This window comes from Leptospira sp. GIMC2001 (assembly GCF_028462125.1).
In the GTDB taxonomy this organism is placed as follows: Bacteria; Spirochaetota; Leptospiria; order Leptospirales; family Leptospiraceae.
The window spans coordinates 1212501-1232022 of the sequence record NZ_CP115468.1; the positions used below are offsets into that span (position 1 = coordinate 1212501).

Sequence of the window (19522 nt, forward strand, 5' to 3'; positions counted from 1 at the left end):
TCGCAGTCGCAGTAGCCCCGCTACTGCTTGGTGCGATCCTATGGCGTTGACCAAATGCAATCTTTGATAGATCAAGATGCGCCTCTGACACATTCGATGAGAATCGGAAGTGTTGGAAAAAGAACAAATGATTTGGTTATATAATGTTGGATTGGATCCAAAACAGGTAGGAAGCTCCCCAGCACCATTTTTATGGTTAAGCGAGGGAGCTTTTTTTATGAACGAATGAAAAATGGTGCTGGGGAGCTTTTTTTGTGTACGAATGAAAAATGGTGCTGGATGCTGGGAACGCCCAAAGATCTCTAATGATCACGAATTGCTTGATTCAATTCAAATATTAGATTATCCAGATTTAAAATTGCTGATCTCTGCCATTGAAAAATTCCATCCGAGCGTATTTTGCAGTAATCTTGATCTTGGAATTTATTCAATTGAGTGAGGAATTTTTTTTGAGCTTGAATCGGAAATTCATTGATAAAAGAATTCATATCAATGGGTTTGAATATTCTAAATAGTGACAATAGTAACTCGGGAATCGGATCGGACTCCTCCCAATTGCTTTTGCCAGGATGCTTTGTATATGCTTCTAAGTTCCTTGGATTAGAATATCTTTTGCTATTTATAAATCCATGTGCACCTGGTCCTATTGCTAGATATTTTTCCATGGTCCAGTATTTTAAATTGTGTCGCGACTCGAAACCAAGTTTGCAGTAATTAGAAACTTCATACCATTTGTATCCCAAATCTTGCATTTTTCCAGGTAGAGTTTCAAGAAGCTTGATCTGCAAATCTTCATTAGGTGGTAGCTTTACTCTATCTTTGACTTGTCTTGAGTATTCTGTTCCTTTTTCTAATGTCAAGGAATACAGGCTTAGATGATTAGGTTTGTATTGCAGGAGGAATTCTAAATCCGAGTAGAATTCTTCTTCGGTTTGGTTTGGAAATCCATAAATGAGATCGAATCCATAATTTTCAATTTTGGAATTTGCAAGAAGTAAAGGAGCTATCTTGTATTGTTCGCTATCATAGTATCTTCCAACCAATTCCAAGTATTGAGGGTTTTGAGTTTGGTAACCCATATTCACCCGATTGATTCCAATCTGATTCCAATCGTTCAGTATGGATTCAGTTATATCTTCAGGATTGGATTCGATGCTCATTTCAATATCATCTTCAAATTGAAATTGACTGCGTAGAAAATGAATCAATTCATTCAATAAATTGTTGTCCATTCGCGATGGAGTTCCTCCACCAAAAAACAGACTATCCACTTTTAAGCTTTGGATCTCAGGAAAAGATTCAATTCTATTTAAAATTTCTGTTTTATAGGAAGAAAAAATATTTTTCTCTTCCAATTTTTTGGATATTCCATTCCCAATAGAATAGAAATCACAATAAGAACATTTTTGAATGCAGAAAGGAAAATGAACATAGATTCCTAAATAGCCTTCACGTTTCTTAATTGCAGTTTGATTACCAAGTATGTTAAGCACTGTATATTCAATTTTACCAACGATTCTCATTATACAACAATTGTTTTTTGCTCATTCAATCCATGCCGATAGTAAGAAAAAAATTGGTTTTAAAAAAGGGGAGGTCATTGAATTTGATCTATGTAGAATTAGTCTACCTTATGATACATCTGTTATCAATTCTGGAACCTTGAGTAAGTCGCTTCGAATCTACCCCAGGTTTCGTGATGACTTCTTGATCATCGTTAGAAAAAATCCCATTCCCGTATCACAAGATTCCATCGAACAAGAAATCAAATCTGAAAAAATTGTTATTTTCTGGGGACCTTGGACTGCCTGGAAAGAAGAAGTAATCGTTGATCGCAATGATTTGATTCGCTTGATTTTCCTACATGAGTCGGGTGAATTTATGGTTTGGGTTGACTTTCGAAAAGAAAACCAAGATCTCAGTAAACTGTTTCTTCAAGAAGAATGGATTTCTTCTTGTCGATAGGCTCATAGAAAAAAAACTGGAGTCTCAGGGCCTATAGCTCAGTTGGTTAGAGCAGCAGACTCATAATCTGCGGGTCGAAGGTTCGAGCCCTTCTGGGCCCATTTTTCATTTATGTTAAAAATAAGGGATACGTCTAAAGAGCATGGAATACCTAGAAGTAAATATCTCTGACATATCCCTTACGAATGTTGGGTTTGCAGTCTTCTTACGTTCCAAGGATCTAAGCGAAGAGAGAGTTGTTCCTATTTTCATTGGACCTCTTGAGACGCATTCTATCACATCTGTCATCGACGGAACTAAACCACCACGTCCGATGTCACACGATCTTATGCTTTATATGATTACATCACTCGGTGCAAATATCATTAAAGTTGCAATTGAAGAAATTATTGATAATACTTTTTATGCCAAAATCTCCATGAAGAAAGATGAAGAGATTATCGTTTTGGACGCAAGGCCTTCGGATTCCATCGCTCTTGCACTTCGAGCCAATTCACCAATTTATGTCTCGAAGAGTGTTTTTGATGAAGCAGGAATCATGATGAACGAAGAAGAGATTCAAGGACAATCTGTAACTCAAGAAAAGAAAGTTCCAGCTCTTCCTAAGACTCAATTGCAGATTCTAGAGGATACTTTAGAAAATGCACTTCGTACAGAAGACTACGAAACCGCTGCAAAAATCCGTGACCAGATCAAAAAGCTGATCGAAAACGGATAAATTTATTGCAGTTTTTTTTTCCTTCTGACAACATTGTAATACTAATTTTTATAGGAATGTGAAGGACATGGAAAAAATATTAATGGATCTCGTCAATGCGAGCATTGCGGTTTTCAAATCTGGAGAAGGTAAACTAAAAACAGCCGTATCTGATCTTGAAAAACTTTATGAAGAACTGAAAACAAAAGGCTCTTCAGACAACTCTGAGCAAGCTCAAAAGCTTAGAGACCTACTCAATAAAACAGTAACTGATTCAAAAACTGCAGTTAATCAAGCTAACGCAAGTTATGAAGATGTTCTCAAGAAAGTTCAAGAAAATTATGCTAACCTATCTACGCAAATCGAAGCGATGGTACCAGCACAAGTTAAGGATACTATTCAGAAAGGTTTGGACGAACTGAATAAATTAGTCAAAAAAGAACAATAATCTCTTAAACCCCCTCCTCATAGAAAAATTGGAGGGGATTTTTCATGTTTAAAAAAAGAAATTCCATTTTATTATTTATCACAGTTTTCGCAGATATGATGGGGTTCTCTGTCATCTTTCCAATATTCCCTGAGACAATTAAATACTTCCTTGCAATTAGCGGAGATCCTGTTTTTAATTATTTTTATCAATTGGCTCTATCTTTAGGTGGATTAGAAAAACCAGAATTCATCGTAGTTTTATTCGGAGGAATTCTTGGCAGCGTGTATTCGGTATTGCAATTTATTTTTTCTCCATTCTGGGGAAGACTTTCCGATTCATTAGGAAGAAAGAATATTCTAATTTTTACTTCTGCTGGTAATTTGATCGGTTATCTTGTTTGGTTGTTTTCCTCTTCGTTCAGCCTATTCTTATTATCACGTGTAATCACTGGGTCAATGGGTGGAAATATCTCTGTTGCTAGTGCTTCAATGGCGGATATAACTACAAGCCAAGACCGAGCAAAAGGAATGGGAATGATCGGTGCGGGAATCGGACTTGGTTTTATTTTCGGTCCATTGCTAGGTGGACTCTTCAGTGGCACAGAATTGCATAATTTATTTCCATCTTTGAGTGGTTTCGGGTTTACAGTTTTCTCTTCTTCGGCACTTGTTTCTCTACTTGTAGCGATCATTAATCTTATATTGATCATTTTTTTATTTCACGAAACTCTTAGTTCAAGCGACAAGAAAGAAAAGATTGAATCGCCTTTTTCGCATCCCATACTTTCTTCTTCCAAGCAATCGTTTCGAGTCTTACTATTTGTTTCTTATATTTATTTTTTGTTTATATTTTCTTTTTCAGGATTTGAATTCTGTTTGAATTTTTTTCTAAACGAAGCCAAGTCTTTTACACCAAGGGAGATTGGCATGACGTTCTTGTACATTGGACTTATCATTATATTTGTACAAGGTGGCATTGTTCGCAGAGTATCTGGCAAAGTTTCCGAAATAAAGATCATCTTGAGCGGAGTTACAATTATCAGTTTAGGATATATTGGTTTGATATTTCTTTCTGACGGTAATTTTGGACTGTTTGCAAGCTTGGGATTTATGAGTTTTGGATCTGCATTGATTCATCCTGGACTATCTTCACTTGCTTCTCTTCGTTCGAGTTCGCAAGAGCAGGGCAAAAATTTGGGAATTTTTCGTAGCTTTGGTTCTTTGGCGCGTGCTTTTTCACCGATTTCATTTGCTTTGGTGTATTTTGGATACGGTCCTTATTTTGTATTTATATTGGCCTTAGGTTTTTCGATTTTTCTCGGGGTATCTTTGTTGGTCTGGTCTAGAAATGAATGAGAATTGATTACTTGGTCTCTGCATCCATTTTAAAATTGTATTTATAAGTTGCATATGTTTGCATGCCCGTTGGAGGAAGTGGAAATTCAATTTTTGTTATTGTGTTAAGTATGCACCTATGAAAATTATCTGAAGATAAATTGCTGCTTACAATTTCTGCTTTTTTTACCGATCCATTTTCTTGTATATTCCAGTCAATTTCAACAAATCCTTCTGTAAGATCTGGTTTTTGCTTAAGATATTCATTATAACATTCTTGGATGCTGTTAGCTTTTTTTCGAAGAGCATTATTTACAGCGATTTCTTTATAAGGATCTCTAGATCTGTTGTTCTGATCTCCAAGCAAGTAAGAAGATTTGTAATCTAGGCTACGAATCAACTGAACCTGTAGATCCTGTTGTTTTTTTAAAATAAAAAATAAAACGATTAGCAAGCTTATTATCGACACTAAAAGAATATAAATTGATTTATTTTGATTTTTCATTAATTTACTTACTTGTCATCATCATTTAAATCTTAGAATTAGAATTGCTAATGTCTTCTATAAATATACACAGCACCCGAGTTGAGAGCAGAATTGTCAATGCTTGCCGTGGTTCCATTAGTGATAGTCGCCTGGCTACTATCTTCAAATGTTGCACCCACTACCAAAGTATCATCTGAGATTGCTAGGCGTTTACCAAATTCATCATCCATATCCGGATTGGACGCTTTGATATATGCTTCTTGTACCCAACTAGATCCATTCCTTTTGTAAATATATACCGCTCCTGAATTTACAACGGAATTGTCGATGCTTGAACCTATTCCATTGGTGATCGTATTTTGGTTGCTGTCTTCTCTAAATGAACCAACAGCAGCAAGATCCGATTTTATCGCTACGCGGATTCCAAACCTATCTCCACTTTCATTATTGGAGGCTTTTATATATGCTTCTTGTGCCCAATTGCTTCCTGTTCTCTTAAAAGCATAGGCTGCACCAGAATCTGAAGAGCTATTGTCAGAGCTTGCAAGGCTTCCATTGGTAATAAAATTTTGATTGCTGTCTTCAAAGCTTGAACCCACTACAAGGCTATCCTGTGATATATCCAAGTGTAATCCAAATTGATCATTGGAACCTGCATTTGATGCTTTTATGTAGGCTTCCTCTGTCCATGTTGTTCCAGATCTACGAAAAATATAAACTGCACCAGATGCACTCATTCCATTGTTTAAGCTCGCAGCTGCTCCATTCGTAATTGTTGTTTGGTTGCTGTTTTCTAAATTAGATCCGACAGCAATCGTGTCGGATGAAATTGATACACTACAAAAACTATCTCCTGGATCTGCATTAGATGCTTTTATAAATGCTTCTTGGTTCCAATTACTACCTATCCTTTTGTAAACATAGGCAGCACCGGAATTGACTGAGCTGTTGTCAACGCTCGAGGTTGCTCCATTTGTAATGGTTGTCTGGTTACTATCCTCGGCACAGCTTCCAATTACAATTGTATCCATATCAATAGCAACGCTGTTGCCAAATTGATCAGCAGCATTAGCATTTGATGCTTTAAGATAGGCTTCTTGTGCCCAAGTTGTTCCCGACCTCCGGAACACATAAGCTGCTCCTGAGTTACTCAAGGTATTGTCTCCGCTCGAAGTTGCTCCGTTCGTTATGGTTGATTGATTACTGTCTTCATTTACAGCTCCTGCCACAATTGTATCTCCAGAGATAGCAACACTGTATCCGAACTCATCACTGATATTAGAATTGGATGATTTTATATATGCTTCTTGTGCCCATGCATTTCCAGATCTCCGAAAAACATATAACGCTCCTGAGTTCGTAGCTGAGTTATCAGAGCTTGCTGTAGAGCCATTTGTGATTGTTGTCTGATTGCTCCCTTCGAATTGAGCTGATACCACAATTGTATCTCCAGAAATTGATAAGCCATTCCCAAATTCATCATTTGATCCAGAGTTAGTTGCTTTTATGTATGCTTCTTGTGTCCAAATTCCAAGAGCAACAGCGCTCACATTTTCTTCAAGAACTGAGATGCTAATTGTTGTAGAAATGAATTCACCCTTACTATTGGAGGCTGTGATTGTGTAAGTGATCGCATTTGATGTTCCTGTTGGAGTGCCCGAGATAGTGCCATTCGTAGTTTCGATTGAAAGCCCAGGAGGAAGGTTTGGATTTACTGAAAAGGTCTCAGCTATTCCAGTTATATTGGGTGTTATTGATATGATTGCTGTATTTCTGGTAAAGATAAAAGGGCTGCCAGAGTAACTCAAATTAGATAGACGAGCAGAACCTTCACTATTTGAATTTTTAAGCAAAATGCTTAATACTGCATACTCAAGTGGGCTAGTTAAACTCGGAAAATTACAAGAATTTGAAATAAGAAATACTGGAACCCAAAGTACAATTGAAGAGTGCAAAAATTTTCTCGTTCTAAAAGCTTGAATGTTAAGTAGAAATTTTGGCACTTGTATACTAAGTTTAGTTAATTCTTTGGTTGATTTGTCAATTAATATTTTAACGAAATAAGCCTTAATAATGAATTTAATTTGTTCAGTTCAGAAGGTTAATAATCAAAAAAAACAAATTCTAAAAAAATAAGCTCAACCGGGGAAAATCTAAAATCCTCTAATTTGAAAAAACATCGCTACGAGTACTGCAGAATGAATACTGATGCAAAAGAGATTTGCTTCTACTAACATTACTTAGTCGCCAAAAGAAATCTTTCTTTATTGGATAGATCAACTATGACCTCAGTTGTCATTCCGATAGACTCAGCCAATTCTTTAAGACTTTTCATCATGATTGGATTCGTCTCGATCATAATTTTTCCATTTGGGACAAGTCTTTCCTTTGCTCCGGTTAATAAGCGTTTATGAAATGCATCAAAATCATCAACAACTAAGGCAAGTCTTGGTTCTTTTTGGACGTCCAGGCTTAAGCTTTCTTCTTCTGATGGCAGAACATACGGAGGATTGGATACTATTAAATTGTATTTGCAATCTATTGGATGATCAGTGAATAAATCACTGAGGTAGAAGTGAGATTTTTCTTCTTGATGGAATCCTTCTAGGATATTCATATAATTGAGCCTGGTTACTTCTAAGGCTTCATTCGATATATCAAGAAAGTCTACATAGCAAGAAGGATTGTTCTTTTGGATGCATATGCCAATGCATCCAGACCCACAGCAAAGATCCAAAACGCTCAGATTAGATGAATCTGAGTTTGGAAATATTTTCTTGAGTACATATTCAACAAGCTCTTCGGTCTCAGGTCTCGGTATGAGGACGGATGGATTTACAGCAAAATCAAGCCCATAGAAATTTTTCTTTCCTACAATATAAGCAGTCGGGATATTTTGTGATCTTTTAAGAATGAGCTCTCGATACAAATTGGTCTCTGATTCATTGAGAGGACGATCGAACCTTGCATAGAGTTGAATTCGAGATAGTCCGAGGACATGGGAGATAAGGATCTCAGCTTCCAATCTTGGGTTTGCGATATTCTTCTTCTCAAGAAATGTTGTGGATTTTTTTAGAAAATAGAGTAGGTTGTTTTCTTCCACTGAGAGTTGAGTAATTTAAATTTATACCGAGCAAGCCGCATGCCCCCGACAGGACTCGAACCTGTGCACATAGTTTAGGAAACTAATGCTCTATCCACCTGAGCTACGGGAGCTCTAGTTTGGCTTGCGCTTCTGATTTACGATTCTCTGGAAGTCGTTGATATTGTGAATAATTATTTTGTCGGGATAAAGATCCAATTTACCATTTTTAACGTATTGGTTTAGAACTTTCTGAACTTCACCCACAGGTTGCGCGCACCAATTTGCAATGTCTTCCACTGAAGTATTCAGGATCACTTCATGGAAACTATCATTGCTATTGTTCTTTTCGTGTAACATAAGAAATACGTCAGCAACTCGGCCAACAATATCATCCATTAGAAGAATCATAAGACGTCTTTTGGCATCATAGATTCTTACAGAGAAAATATTGAGTAATTTCATGGCAAGAGCTGGGTTCTTGGTCATAAGCATTTCGAAATTCGCACGATTAAAATTGAGTGCTTTCACTTCATTGACGGCAATCGCTGTTGCTGATCTTGGTTGCTCTTCTAAGATCGCCATCTCACCTAGGATATCTCCAGCTTCAAGCACATCCAATGTTTTGATGGAAGAGCCAACGGTTTTTGTTATCTTGACCTTGCCTTCTTTGATTAAATAGAAATCATTGCCAGGTTCGTATTCGCAGAAAAGAATTTCGTTTGGTTGGAAGACTTTTCCAAACTTCTCGAACATCGCTTCAAGCATCTGATCATTCATGTTGATAACGCCTTTAGTTTAGTCTTGGCTGTGCTTGTCATACTATCATCAGCTGGAGGAAGGAGAGTAACTTTATTGAATAATGCTTTTGCTTTATCCTTTTCATTCAAAGCTTCTGATGCAAGTGCGAGATGATAGATCGCTTCTTTTAGCATGGAACCTTTTGGATATTTCTTGACATAGTTTGAAAAAGATCCAAAGCAAGCATCGAATTTATTCTTTTTATAAAGAATCAATCCAATATGGAAAAGTGATTTCTCAACTGCGACTTCTTCATCTTGTGTAGTTGTATCTTCTCTATCACAGAGTGGCTTCAAAATTGTTTCTGCTTGATCCAATTGGTTTGCTTTGAAAAGAGTCAGACCTTTCTGAAATTGACCTTCTATTGAATTGGGATCTATGTTTGCAGTAGAAGTTTCTTTTGGAGCTTCGGCTGGAGTACGCAACATATCTTGGAGCTTACTCGCTTTTGATCCTGCATCACCTTGGTAAGTCAATGGTGGAATATTGATCGGGTAGGGAGCATTGCGTGAGGCTGAATCATAAAGTTCTTTGGCACGTCCCGCATAATTGCCGTCAGGATAGTGTTTCATATACTGCTGGAAAGCGTAGGCTGCATGATCATAGTTGCCGTTCTTATAAAAAACTTCTGCAACATTCATCAATTCGAAGGCTGGATTTTTGGCTTCGCCTTGTCCCAAAATTTCTCGGAGTTGCCTATGAACTTGGCGCAACTGGCTCGAAAAAACTTTGAGCATTTTGATGATAAGATGGGTTTTGTTGGAAACAAATTTCTCGAATTCAGGGACTTTGAATACAAGTAAGGACGCGTCTCCCAGTATCTGCGCAGTTTCTTCTCTAGGATATCTTCCTAGTGCAGATTTTACACCGAAAAATTCACCGAGTCTTACGTCCTCTTTGAGTTCATTTCCATTGACACTCGTAAAAGTTAGTATGACTCTCCCTTTCTGGAGGACATAGATATCTTCTGCTTTGTCTTTCTCGAAGTAAACAATCGATCCGCTTTTGTAGTTTCTTATGATTGGGCCAGCCAAATCTTATCCTCGTAACCAGTTTATTCAATGATCGGCAAAAATGCCAAATCCTTTTTGTATCCAAGAGCCATTCGAATGCTTTTAAGCAGTTTTTTTGGAGTTCCGACTAGAAACTTCTGATCCTGTTCTGCATTTCCTATTTTAATCATCTCACCATTTACTTGAAGATCCTTCATCAGGTTCTCAAAACGGCTATCACCATACAAAGGTTTTCCATCACAAACCAATAGTACAATATCGGAAGAATTTGCATGCAAAAGGTTTACATAAGGATCGGGATGATTCTTTTTTAATATTAATAAGTCGGCTTTTTTTCCCTTTTGAATGCTTCCAATTTGATCAGATAAACCAAAAGCCTTGGCAGGATTCTCGGTTACCATTTTGAAAATTTCCAACGGGGCGAGTCCTTCAGAATACTGCTCCGAATAGTAATTGCTCGCAGCTTTCATTTCTTCCAGAATATTATTGCTTCCCGCAAGTGCAAGATCCGTCCCCAAACTTACTGGAATTCCAGATTGAATCATATCTCTTATCGGCGAGGTTTTACCATAGAGAAATAGATTCGAAGTAGGGCACCATACAACATTTGCTTGAGCTTGTTTTATCTTAATCAAGTCTTTAGATTGAAATGGAATGCCGTGAACTAGAACAGAATTTTTCCCAAGAGCTCCATTTTTATCCAAGAAGTTCAGAGACGAAGCGGAGTCTTCATCAGTTCCTTCTCCGATATGGGTAACATAAGGAATATTTTTCTTCGTGGCAGTCTGGTATTCTAGTGCGGGTCCATCTCCCCAACCAAGACTGTAGTCTCCTACATTATGAGATAAAGTATAATCCTTAACAAGTTTAATAGGAAGATTGTCAATAAAAGGTCTATTGAGAAATAGTGGAGCATGATCCATTACTGTCGTTGTGCCGCCCAGTATATTCTTATAAGCACCTAGCATATATAAGTCGGATATTTCTAAGGTTTGTCGTTCCGAGAATACAAGGGATGTCTTCAATTCATTGTCCCAAGAGAGCCAGCTTAAATATTTTTTGGCTCCACCAACTTTCGGAGAATAGGATCCGATTAAATGGTCGTGAGCATTGATAAGTCCTGGATAGATATACAATCCTTCTGCATCCAAGACTGGGCAGTCAGAACTCGGATCAAGAGAATCCAATGATTTTATAATTGCGTTGGAAATATGGATGTCAACTTTTCTTGCACCGTCAACTCCCACAATTTCCGCATTTTGAATTTCCCATTCCATATATAACCTATTAGCCTTTTCGAATATACGGTAAAGGATCGATAGCCTTTTCCCTTAGATTGATTTGAAAATATAATCCTTTTTTGATTTCTGTGCTACCGACTAGCTCTCCTTGAGAGATTGCTTGTCCTTCACCAACCATCACCTTACCGAGGTTCCCATAAACAGAATAGTATCCACCGTAGTGTTGCAAAATCACATAATTGCCGTATCCATCCATGTAGTCAATCGCAACGACTTTCCCTCCTCGAGATGCAATCACTGAATCGGAAATTTTTTTATTCTGGAATAGAATTCCTTTATGAGGAATATAACTGACTGGAGAAAAATTTTGCACAATGGGTCTATACTGGTTGAGAGGATAACGAAACAATCCAGTATCCGAACTGGAACCATGATCGGAATTTGATTGAGAATGAGCAGTTTGTGTGCTTGCTTTAGAATTGTTTATACTCGCGAAAATGGGAATCCTCAATATTTCACCAACAAAGAGTCTCGGATTTTTTTTCTTCGCGGCATTCCATCTATAGATTTCTTGGGTTGTTACCGCAAATTTCTTTCCAATTCCAAATAAGGTATCGTTTTTCTGTACTTTGTAATTTCTAAAACTGAGGATTTCTGCGAAAAGAAAATTTGGCAGACATACCAAGATTAGCGATAGAATTATAAATTTTTTCACAAGCGATCCCTTTGTAATTTTCGGATCGAGTGCTACGGGAATATAGGAAGACCCTCAGCTTTTTGTGGGTTTCTCCATAAAAAACGAGGGTCTCGTGTAAGTAGACTTTACAATGAAAATACTATTCTTCTGAAATAGTAACTTTGTATTTCTTGGTCAATTCTTCTGCTACGTTTCTTGGAACTGGCGCATACTTCGCAAATTCCATAGAAAATTCAGCTTTTCCTTGAGTGGAAGACCTGAGAACAGTTGAATAACCAAACATTTCCGAAAGTGGCACTTCTGCTTCCACTTTGCAGTATTGGTCTTCTTCTGTCGTGTTCAAGATTATACCACGTCTCTGATTGAGAGAAGCAAGGATTGCACCTTGGAATTCTGAAGGTCCTTCAACGTCCACTTTCATGATAGGCTCTAAGATAATTGGAGATGCTTTACCAAATCCTTGTCTAAAACCGTAACGTGCACCGATCTGGAATGCCATATCTGATGAGTCAACATCATGGTAAGATCCGTCATTGATTACACAACGTACGCCAATGATTGGGAATCCAATAAGATTACCACGAGATAGACAAGAACGGAATCCTTTATCACAAGATCCAATGTATTCACGTGGAATCGATCCACCAACAATCTTATCTACGAATTCATAGTCTTTGTTTTCTTCGGCAGGGATCGGCTCCAAATATCCAGCGACTCGAGAGAATTGTCCCTGACCACCAGTTTGTTTCTTATGAGTGTAGTCAAAATCTGCGCGCTGCGTGATTGTCTCACGATAAGCAACCTGAGGTGCTCCCGTTACTAGATCCACACCGTATTCACGTTTCATTCTTTCGATATATACTTCTAAATGAAGTTCACCCATTCCCTTGATGATGGTTTGGCCTGATTCTTGATCTACTTCTGTTTGGAAGGTTGGGTCTTCTTTTGTGAAACGGTTTAGAGCTTTTGCTAAGTTAGCTAGTTGCTTGCCATCTTTACACTCGATTGTGAGCGAGATAACTGGATTCGGAACAAACATAGATTCCATAGTTAGCTTGGACTTACCGTCTGTGAATGTATCCCCAGAAGCACAGTCAATACCAAATAGAGCAACAATGTCTCCAGCTTCTGCTGAGTTGATCTCTTCCATTTCTTCCGAGTGCATACGAACAAGTCGTCCGACGTTGTGCTTCTTGCCGGTGGAAGAGTTGTAGATCGCCATACCTTTTTGGATTTTACCTTGGTAGACACGAATATATGTTAGCTGACCGTAACGGCCATCTTCCAACTTGAATGCTAGGCATACTAATGGTTTTTCGAAATTCGATTCCAATACGATCTCAGAATCTTCGTTATCAATTTCCATCGCTGTATTTCTTACATCCAATGGAGATCCAAGATAGTCAGTTACTCCATCAAGAAGTTTCTGAACACCCTTGTTCTTGAAAGCAGATCCCATGAATACTGGAACAAATTTAAGAGCTAAAACTCCATTACGAATCGCTTGCTTAATCATTGCCTCTGTTGGCTCACCTTCAAGCATTGCTTCCATCAATTCATCACTGAATTTGGACACTTCGTCCAGAAGCTCTTCTCTCTTTTCCTCGCACATTGCTTTCATTTCATCAGGAATATCTTTTATAACGATGTCTAGACCGTCTTTTCCTTCGAAATAGTATGCTTTCATATCAACTAGGTCAACGATTCCAACCAAATCATTTTCTAGACCAATAGGAACTTGAACTGGGAACGCGTTTAGATGGAGTTTTTCACGTAATTGTCCAATGACTTTCCAAGGATTTGCACCTGTTCTATCCAATTTATTGATAAATGCAAGTCTTGGAACACTGTACCTTTTCATCTGACGGTCAACAGTGATGGACTGAGACTGAACTCCAGCTACACCGCATAGAACCATAATTGCTGAATCCAAAACTCTCAATGAACGCTCTACTTCAATTGTGAAGTCCACGTGACCTGGTGTATCAATGATGTTGATGGTTGTATCTTTCCAAGTGCAGTAAGTAGCTGCCGATTGGATTGTAATTCCACGTTCTCTTTCTAATTCCATGGAGTCCATTTTGGCTCCAACTCCGTCCTTTCCTCTAACTTCATGGATTGCGTGAATACGGTTCGTATAAAATAAAATTCTTTCGGTAAGTGTGGTCTTGCCTGAGTCGATATGGGCTGAAATCCCAATATTTCTTGTTTTAAGAAGTTTCTCAGTTGGCGTAAAAGTGGCAGTGCTCATAAAATCCTCGGTATTTGGTAATTACCAATCTGGTAAAAGACCTTGGCTTGTAAAGGAATTTTGATTTGGTTTTCCTCGGTTGATTTTTAGTCTGACCTGGATGAGATTTATCCAAGAGTTGTTTTCACAGCTTTCCGTTGCGCGTGTCGTCGTTATCGGATTTATGTTAGCGATTTCTCTGGGAAGTCTTGCAATATTCATATCCGAACGCGGCGCACTCAGCTATGTGGATTCTTTTTACCTATCGGCGTCGGCAGTTTGTATTACTGGCCTCTCACCCATACCCTTAAGTGAATTGGAAAAGTCCACTCAGGCTATTTTATTATTCCTGATTCAACTCGGTGGTCTTGGTATCATCAGTTTTACCGTGTTGATTGGTGTATTGATTCTAAAAGGGATGAGCCGCAATACCAAGTTCAATATGTTTGTAAAAGAAGCAATCGACTCTCCCGAAGACAATAAAATTGAATCCGTATATTCTTCGAAAGAAGTGAACCGAGTTCTTCTATCGATTATTAATATTTCTTTTACAATTGAGGCAATAGGAACAATTCTTATTTACTATACTTTTCCTGAGGATATTCCAGCTGATACGGATCGATTGTTTCTTAGTCTTTTTACTAGTATTTCAGCGTTCAATAATGCTGGTTTCTCGATTCTGGACGATTTGTCCATAATTACTTACGATCCAAGATCCATATATATCGTTTCATCCTTAGCAATTTTGGGAGGTATTGGATTCCCCGTTATCATTTATATAGAAAAAATATTTCTCGAAGCCTTGCATAGAGGTTTGTTTTATCTGGAATCATTGCTTGAAACACATTATTATAGTTATATATTGAATCATCCAGAAAAGACAGAATATCCATCTCTCTATCCTTTTATTCTCAAAATTTCCCATATGGTAGATGAGAGGTTGGATACATACAATATGCATTTACATGGTGAATCGAATCGTATTCAGACAAAATTGCTATTTTATGGTACATTGATTTTGTTATTACTTGGGACAGTTTTTGTGTATGCTCTTGAGTCTTCTAATCCGCACACTTTGTACGGAATGGATGCATCAGTAAAAATTGCCAATTCTTTCTTCATTAGTGTATGTTCAAGAACATCAGGATTTAATACTTTTGATCTAACAGGGATTAATGATGCTACGATCGTTATGATTTGCATCCTAATGTTTATTGGTGGAGGACCTCAAGGAACAGCCGGTGGTGTCAAAATTACAACTTTTGCCATCTTGGTAGTGTATCTAAAAAACGTAATCAATCCATCCAAAACAGTGCAAATTTTTGGAGAGACTGTATCGAAGAATTCTGTTGCGATTAGTATACGAGTCTATTTTCTTGCAACTTCTGCGATCGCAGTTATATTTATCATTCTCACATTACTAAATCGCAATGAACATAGCTTGCATGTTGTATTTTTTGAGATGATGTCTGCCTTCTCAACTGTTGGGTTTTCACTCGGACTTACTCCAACTCTAGGTGATATAGAAAAGTTATTCTATTGCTTGATAATGTTTGTAGGTCGAATTGGAGTCTTCACTGTTCTAATTGCAATGACTGGACATGCTGGAGTTCCAAAAATGGGGGATGATGACGAGAGTGTCAAAATCCAAGTCGGTTAATTTTACTTGCCAAGAGAGCAATGTTTTAGAAATAATTAAATGAGGAAATCATATGAAGCTGATTGAATATTTTAAAATAAAGATAAAAAAACCAATCCTTAGCCAAGAAGAAATGGTAAAGGAAAATCAGAAAAAAAAATATTACACTCAATTGGAGCAAGCTTCTTCTCGATTGGAATCTATAGAAATACTGGTCGCTAATAATAAGAATAACGACAGCTTCATTCTTGGCACTCACTTAGCGGTTGATATTTTTAATCTATTTGCTAATTATTATAAAATGAAAAATCTATTTACTATTGAAGAGGTAAAAGCTTCGATTGGATCTTTTTCAGACTCTAAGGTGAAAGATCTATTTGAAAAATGTGAATTTATTACTAATTACAAACCAAATATAGATCCAACAGATGAATATTGTGAAGCGATGGAGACATCAGTTTCAGGGTTACTTCACGGTACAGAGAAGTTTTTTAAGCATATCAATCGAACAGATCTTTTTACGCCAATGGATGAGTTCAATAGACGTTGGAAAACTCAGTCGAGTATTGCTGTTTTTATAGCCGTTTTTATATTTGGTAGCTTGGTGATAGATGCAATTAGCAAGCCTACAATTCACAAAGACGTTGCACAGTTTTATTACACAACAGAGCCAAACACTAATTTTACAGAAGAACAATCTGTTCGAACCCCCCTTGAAATGATAGATAAAGGACAGTGGAAGGAAATAGCTTTCGATATACCAGAAGGAACAAAACCGTTTCAATTGATTCGGTTTGATCCATTAACACAGGTTAAAGCTAAATTCACTTTAGCTGAAGTTAAATATTTGTCAGCAAATGGAAAAATCATTTTTCAAAGAGACTTTAGTTTGACGGAAAATCTATTTCCGGCCAACACGAGTCAGCTTGGCGATTTTCATGACTTTAAACCTGGCAAAAACAAAGTAGGTGGTTTTATGGAAATGGTGACTACGGGAACCGATCCTTATATTACCTTTGATCTTCCATCAAAAATTGCGGTAGCAAAAGTCATTTTCAAAATTAGAGTTCTTGAAGATTTTAAGAAGTTTGAGGAATAATACACTGAAACGATCTTTAATTTTATTTCTTAAATTGATGAGAATCCCGCAGTGGATCAAGAATGTGATCTTATTTGCGGCATTGATTTTTGGTAAGAAAATAACAGATGAAACCGCTGTTATTTCCTCTGTGATTGCATTCTTTTTATTTTCAATTACTGCATCCTGCCAGTACGTAATTAACGATTATCTGGATCGAGAAGAAGACTCTCAACATCCTGAGAAGAAACATAGACCACTTGCCTCCGGGGAATTGGATTCTTCCTTTGCACTGTTTCTTACAGCGATCATTCTTCCTTTAGCATTGATCGGATCTTATATGTTAAAACCAGCATTCGCTGTTATAGTTGCATTCTATTTGGCTTTTAATATCGTCTATAGCAAATTCCTTAAGCATATTGTAATATTAGATGTCATGAGTATAAGTATGGGTTTTGTTCTGAGGGCAATTGCTGGCGCGATCGTTGTTGGAGTTGCATTTTCTTCTTGGTTGATTTTGTGCACATTTATGCTCTCTCTATTCTGGGGATTTAGTAAAAGGCGAGGGGAATTGAATTTACTCGAAGCTGATGCATCGAAGCATAGAAAAATTCTCAACGAATATTCGGTAAGTTTTTTGGATTTGATGATGGGAATTGTTGCTACTATGACATTGATGAGTTACATGATGTATACGATTAGCCCTTCGACTATTCAGAATCTAGGTACGGATAAATTGGTTTATACTGTTCCGATTGTCGTTTATGCAATTTTTCGCAGTCTTTACATCATCTATATAAAAAATATGGGCCATAACCCAACCAAAGCAATTCTAACTGATAGGTCTGTTCTTGCTTCTGGATTCTTATGGCTAGTCGTCGTTTTCCTGATTATGTACATTCGAATCGATTTGAACCTACCTACTGAATTCTAGAAGGGTAAAATGACTCAAACTCATAAAACAATTTTCAAATATTTCGGAATCATTATTGTATTCTTAATTTTTTCTATTTTTATTGCTTTTTTTCGTGCAACAGATCACGGAAATGCTCCATCTCTATTGGGTGCCAAAACAGTTGTGGGCGGGGAATTGGAGGAGATACTGATTGCTGGTAAGCCAACAATCTATTACTTCTGGGCGACATGGTGTACGGTCTGTAAGGCGAATGAGCCATTTCTTAAAGCTTCTGCGATCAATCACCATGAGAGAGGATTTAATATAATTTCCTTAGAAGAAGGTCATGGCAATTATGAAGATTTAGAAAAACTTGTAAATGAGAAGGAAATAAATTATCCACTGGCAATGATCAATGCTCATATACTAAGAGAATTCCAAATTCATAGCTATCCAACGACTGTTTTCGCTGATAAGAACGGAGTTATTCGTTTTGTTGATACGGGAATACTCAATCCAATTAGTTTCTGGATTCGCCTTCGTATTCTTCGAATATTGTAATGGGGCAGAGTGGATTTAGAGAATTTACTGTAATGGGTGGTCCGCTATGAATCTCCAAATGTTGAGAAATCTAATTAGAATTTATTGGGCAATGGGGATTGTAATATTTATTGTTGTTTCCTTGTTTATAATGATTCCCATATTATTTGGTAATGAATGGAAAGGGATAGAATCAGATGGTTTTGGATATTATCTATATCTTCCACAAATTTTTATTTATAAAGATGTATTTGGTATGGAGATGTTTCAACATTTTAATGAGTGGCAAGCGCTTGCAGCTAAGGGACGTTTAATTGAAATGGGAAATGGTAATTTCCTAAATAAATATCCCATAGGCACCGCAATACTGATGTCCCCCTTCTTTTTTTTTGCAGATTTTTTGAATATATTTATTGGTCAAACTGATTATTTCATAGGAATTTATTCAGTTTCAGTATCTATGGGTACGGTTGTTTATCTTGTCTTAGGATTGTTATTGCTTTATCAAATTCTCCGAAAGTATTTTTCAATTTCTATTGTAAATTGGACAATCTTATCTATTTCACTTGGATCAAATTTAATTTACTATGCTGTTCATGAGCCAGCCTTTAGTCACGTTTATTCCTTTTTTTTGTTTGCATACTTGCTTTATAAGATTGTAAATTTTAGGATTCATTATTCCTATCGAGATTATTTTATAACGGGTGCTATTTTTGGATTAATTGTTGCAGTTAGACAAACCAATATTATTGTAGCTTTGTTATTTTTTCTTCCTTTGATCCATCTATATAAATTAAATTTTCTCCGAAGGTATATTCAGTTGAATTGGAAAGGACTACTTCTTATGGTCTTTGCTGCGATACTTTTGTTTATTCCGCAATTAATATATTGGTATTTAATTACTGGTAAACCTATTTTTTTTAGCTATGTGGGTGAATCATTTAACTTTTTGAAGCCTGAAATCATTCAAGTTTTGTTTAGTGTAAGAAAAGGACTATTTTTTTGGAGTCCAATTTTAATTTTATCTTTCATTGGCTTTTATATAGCTTTGAAAATGAAATTTTATTCTGTTTATATGATTTTCCTAATTCTAATTGTGCAAACTTATTTGGTTTCTAGCTGGTGGGCCTGGTCTTTTGGCGATTCTTTTGGCCATAGAGCATTTACTGAGTTTTTAGTCTTTTTTTCCTTACCTTTGGGTTTAACTTATAATAAATTATGGAAATTTGGAAATAGGTTAAAATCACTTATAATTATTTTAGTTTTCATGTTCTCTTCTTTGAATTTATTCCATATGCATCAATATATGTATGGAAATATTTATAAAAATAGTCAAACATGGCATGCATATATAAAACTCTTTCTACCAAAAAGTATGTAGGATACTCTCTGT

At 36.8% G+C, this 19522-nt stretch carries 18 protein-coding genes and 2 tRNA genes; 10 read left to right on the forward strand and 10 right to left on the reverse strand.

The genetic code is table 11. The features are described 5' to 3' along the window. Window positions 1-302: 302 nt before the first annotated feature. Window positions 303-1493, reverse strand: coding sequence for a radical SAM family heme chaperone HemW (gene hemW / locus O4O04_RS06890; RefSeq protein WP_272535044.1), 1191 nt, complete (start codon window positions 1491-1493; stop codon window positions 303-305). On the opposite strand from hemW, the gene O4O04_RS06895 reads away from it, so the two are divergent. The 5 genes from O4O04_RS06895 (at window position 1483) to O4O04_RS06915 (ending at window position 4447) form a co-directional block, all read left to right on the forward strand. Continuing rightward, window positions 1483-1965 (forward strand): hypothetical protein, encoded by a 483-nt coding sequence (locus O4O04_RS06895; RefSeq protein ID WP_272535046.1) that lies wholly within the window; start codon window positions 1483-1485, stop codon window positions 1963-1965. The two genes, hemW and O4O04_RS06895, sit on opposite strands and share 11 nt — an antisense overlap. A gap of 27 nt (window positions 1966-1992) precedes the next feature. Next, window positions 1993-2066 (forward strand) — tRNA-Ile (locus tag O4O04_RS06900). 41 nt (window positions 2067-2107) lie between these two features. Further along, window positions 2108-2683, forward strand: coding sequence for a bifunctional nuclease domain-containing protein (locus O4O04_RS06905; protein ID WP_272535047.1), 576 nt, complete (start codon window positions 2108-2110; stop codon window positions 2681-2683). A gap of 67 nt (window positions 2684-2750) precedes the next feature. Further along, window positions 2751-3110, forward strand: coding sequence for a phasin-related domain-containing protein (locus O4O04_RS06910; protein WP_272535048.1), 360 nt, complete (start codon window positions 2751-2753; stop codon window positions 3108-3110). Between the two features lie 44 nt (window positions 3111-3154). Further along, window positions 3155-4447, forward strand: a complete 1293-nt coding sequence (locus O4O04_RS06915; protein WP_272535049.1) for an MFS transporter — start codon at window positions 3155-3157, stop codon at window positions 4445-4447. A 7-nt stretch (window positions 4448-4454) separates the two neighbouring features. Here the strand turns inward: O4O04_RS06915 and O4O04_RS06920 are convergent, their stop codons facing one another. The 9 genes from O4O04_RS06920 to fusA all read right to left on the reverse strand — a co-directional run bounded on the left by O4O04_RS06920 (window position 4455) and on the right by fusA (window position 13998). Further along, a complete protein-coding gene (locus O4O04_RS06920) occupies window positions 4455-4931 on the reverse strand; it encodes an AgmX/PglI C-terminal domain-containing protein (protein ID WP_272535050.1) in 477 nt (158 codons plus the stop codon). Window positions 4932-4978: 47 nt separating this feature from the next. After that, the gene (locus tag O4O04_RS06925) at window positions 4979-6868 is read right to left on the reverse strand and encodes a putative Ig domain-containing protein (RefSeq protein WP_272535051.1); all 1890 of its coding nucleotides are present in this window, start codon (window positions 6866-6868) and stop codon (window positions 4979-4981) included. Between the two features lie 281 nt (window positions 6869-7149). Continuing rightward, entirely contained in the window at window positions 7150-8016 is an 867-nt protein-coding gene (prmC, locus tag O4O04_RS06930) for a peptide chain release factor N(5)-glutamine methyltransferase (protein WP_272535052.1), read from the reverse strand. A 40-nt stretch (window positions 8017-8056) separates the two neighbouring features. After that, a tRNA-Arg gene (locus O4O04_RS06935) sits at window positions 8057-8129 on the reverse strand. 1 nt (window position 8130) lies between these two features. Next, the gene (locus tag O4O04_RS06940) at window positions 8131-8775 is read right to left on the reverse strand and encodes a Crp/Fnr family transcriptional regulator (protein WP_272535053.1); all 645 of its coding nucleotides are present in this window, start codon (window positions 8773-8775) and stop codon (window positions 8131-8133) included. After that, window positions 8772-9830 (reverse strand): tetratricopeptide repeat protein, encoded by a 1059-nt coding sequence (locus O4O04_RS06945; RefSeq protein WP_272535054.1) that lies wholly within the window; start codon window positions 9828-9830, stop codon window positions 8772-8774. Before O4O04_RS06945 ends, O4O04_RS06940 begins: the two co-directional genes overlap by 4 nt. A gap of 20 nt (window positions 9831-9850) precedes the next feature. Next, window positions 9851-11086, reverse strand: coding sequence for an amidohydrolase family protein (locus tag O4O04_RS06950; protein ID WP_272535055.1), 1236 nt, complete (start codon window positions 11084-11086; stop codon window positions 9851-9853). A gap of 10 nt (window positions 11087-11096) precedes the next feature. Then, window positions 11097-11765, reverse strand: a complete 669-nt coding sequence (locus O4O04_RS06955) for an LIC_10271 family cell wall hydrolase (protein WP_272535056.1) — start codon at window positions 11763-11765, stop codon at window positions 11097-11099. Between the two features lie 121 nt (window positions 11766-11886). Continuing rightward, the gene (gene fusA / locus O4O04_RS06960; protein WP_272535057.1) at window positions 11887-13998 is read right to left on the reverse strand and encodes an elongation factor G; all 2112 of its coding nucleotides are present in this window, start codon (window positions 13996-13998) and stop codon (window positions 11887-11889) included. 100 nt (window positions 13999-14098) lie between these two features. Here fusA and O4O04_RS06965 point away from each other — a divergent pair, with 100 nt between their 5' ends. Genes O4O04_RS06965 through O4O04_RS06985 form a run of 5 tightly spaced genes read left to right on the forward strand, consistent with a single transcriptional unit; the run spans window position 14099 to window position 19510 of the window. Continuing rightward, entirely contained in the window at window positions 14099-15637 is a 1539-nt protein-coding gene (locus O4O04_RS06965) for a potassium transporter TrkG (protein ID WP_272535058.1), read from the forward strand. 52 nt (window positions 15638-15689) lie between these two features. Continuing rightward, window positions 15690-16715 carry a hypothetical protein gene (locus O4O04_RS06970; RefSeq protein WP_272535059.1) on the forward strand — a complete coding sequence of 342 codons (1026 nt, stop codon included), beginning with the start codon at window positions 15690-15692 and terminating at the stop codon, window positions 16713-16715. A 4-nt stretch (window positions 16716-16719) separates the two neighbouring features. Then, a complete protein-coding gene (locus O4O04_RS06975; RefSeq protein WP_442915951.1) occupies window positions 16720-17628 on the forward strand; it encodes a decaprenyl-phosphate phosphoribosyltransferase in 909 nt (302 codons plus the stop codon). Window positions 17629-17637: 9 nt separating this feature from the next. Continuing rightward, window positions 17638-18150: a TlpA family protein disulfide reductase gene (locus O4O04_RS06980; protein WP_272535060.1), complete on the forward strand. Its 513-nt coding sequence runs from the start codon at window positions 17638-17640 to the stop codon at window positions 18148-18150. A gap of 46 nt (window positions 18151-18196) precedes the next feature. Further along, window positions 18197-19510, forward strand: coding sequence for a hypothetical protein (locus O4O04_RS06985; RefSeq protein WP_272535061.1), 1314 nt, complete (start codon window positions 18197-18199; stop codon window positions 19508-19510). The last annotated feature ends 12 nt before the right edge of the window (window positions 19511-19522 follow it).

Excerpts from the sequence above, each read along its gene's own strand:
- fusA (WP_272535057.1), bottom strand. The coding sequence starts at position 13,998 with ATGAGCACTGCCACTTTTACGCCAACTGAGAAACTTCTTAAAACAAGA.
- O4O04_RS06950 (WP_272535055.1), bottom strand. The coding sequence starts at position 11,086 with ATGGAATGGGAAATTCAAAATGCGGAAATTGTGGGAGTTGACGGTGCA.
- O4O04_RS06905 (WP_272535047.1), top strand. The coding sequence starts at position 2,108 with ATGGAATACCTAGAAGTAAATATCTCTGACATATCCCTTACGAATGTT.
- O4O04_RS06980 (WP_272535060.1), top strand. The coding sequence starts at position 17,638 with ATGACTCAAACTCATAAAACAATTTTCAAATATTTCGGAATCATTATT.
- O4O04_RS06970 (WP_272535059.1), top strand. The coding sequence starts at position 15,690 with ATGAAGCTGATTGAATATTTTAAAATAAAGATAAAAAAACCAATCCTT.
- O4O04_RS06940 (WP_272535053.1), bottom strand. The coding sequence starts at position 8,775 with ATGAATGATCAGATGCTTGAAGCGATGTTCGAGAAGTTTGGAAAAGTC.
- O4O04_RS06920 (WP_272535050.1), bottom strand. The coding sequence starts at position 4,931 with ATGAAAAATCAAAATAAATCAATTTATATTCTTTTAGTGTCGATAATA.
- O4O04_RS06910 (WP_272535048.1), top strand. The coding sequence starts at position 2,751 with ATGGAAAAAATATTAATGGATCTCGTCAATGCGAGCATTGCGGTTTTC.
- O4O04_RS06965 (WP_272535058.1), top strand. The coding sequence starts at position 14,099 with ATGAGATTTATCCAAGAGTTGTTTTCACAGCTTTCCGTTGCGCGTGTC.
- O4O04_RS06895 (WP_272535046.1), top strand. The coding sequence starts at position 1,483 with ATGTTAAGCACTGTATATTCAATTTTACCAACGATTCTCATTATACAA.
- O4O04_RS06915 (WP_272535049.1), top strand. The coding sequence starts at position 3,155 with ATGTTTAAAAAAAGAAATTCCATTTTATTATTTATCACAGTTTTCGCA.
- O4O04_RS06985 (WP_272535061.1), top strand. The coding sequence starts at position 18,197 with ATGAATCTCCAAATGTTGAGAAATCTAATTAGAATTTATTGGGCAATG.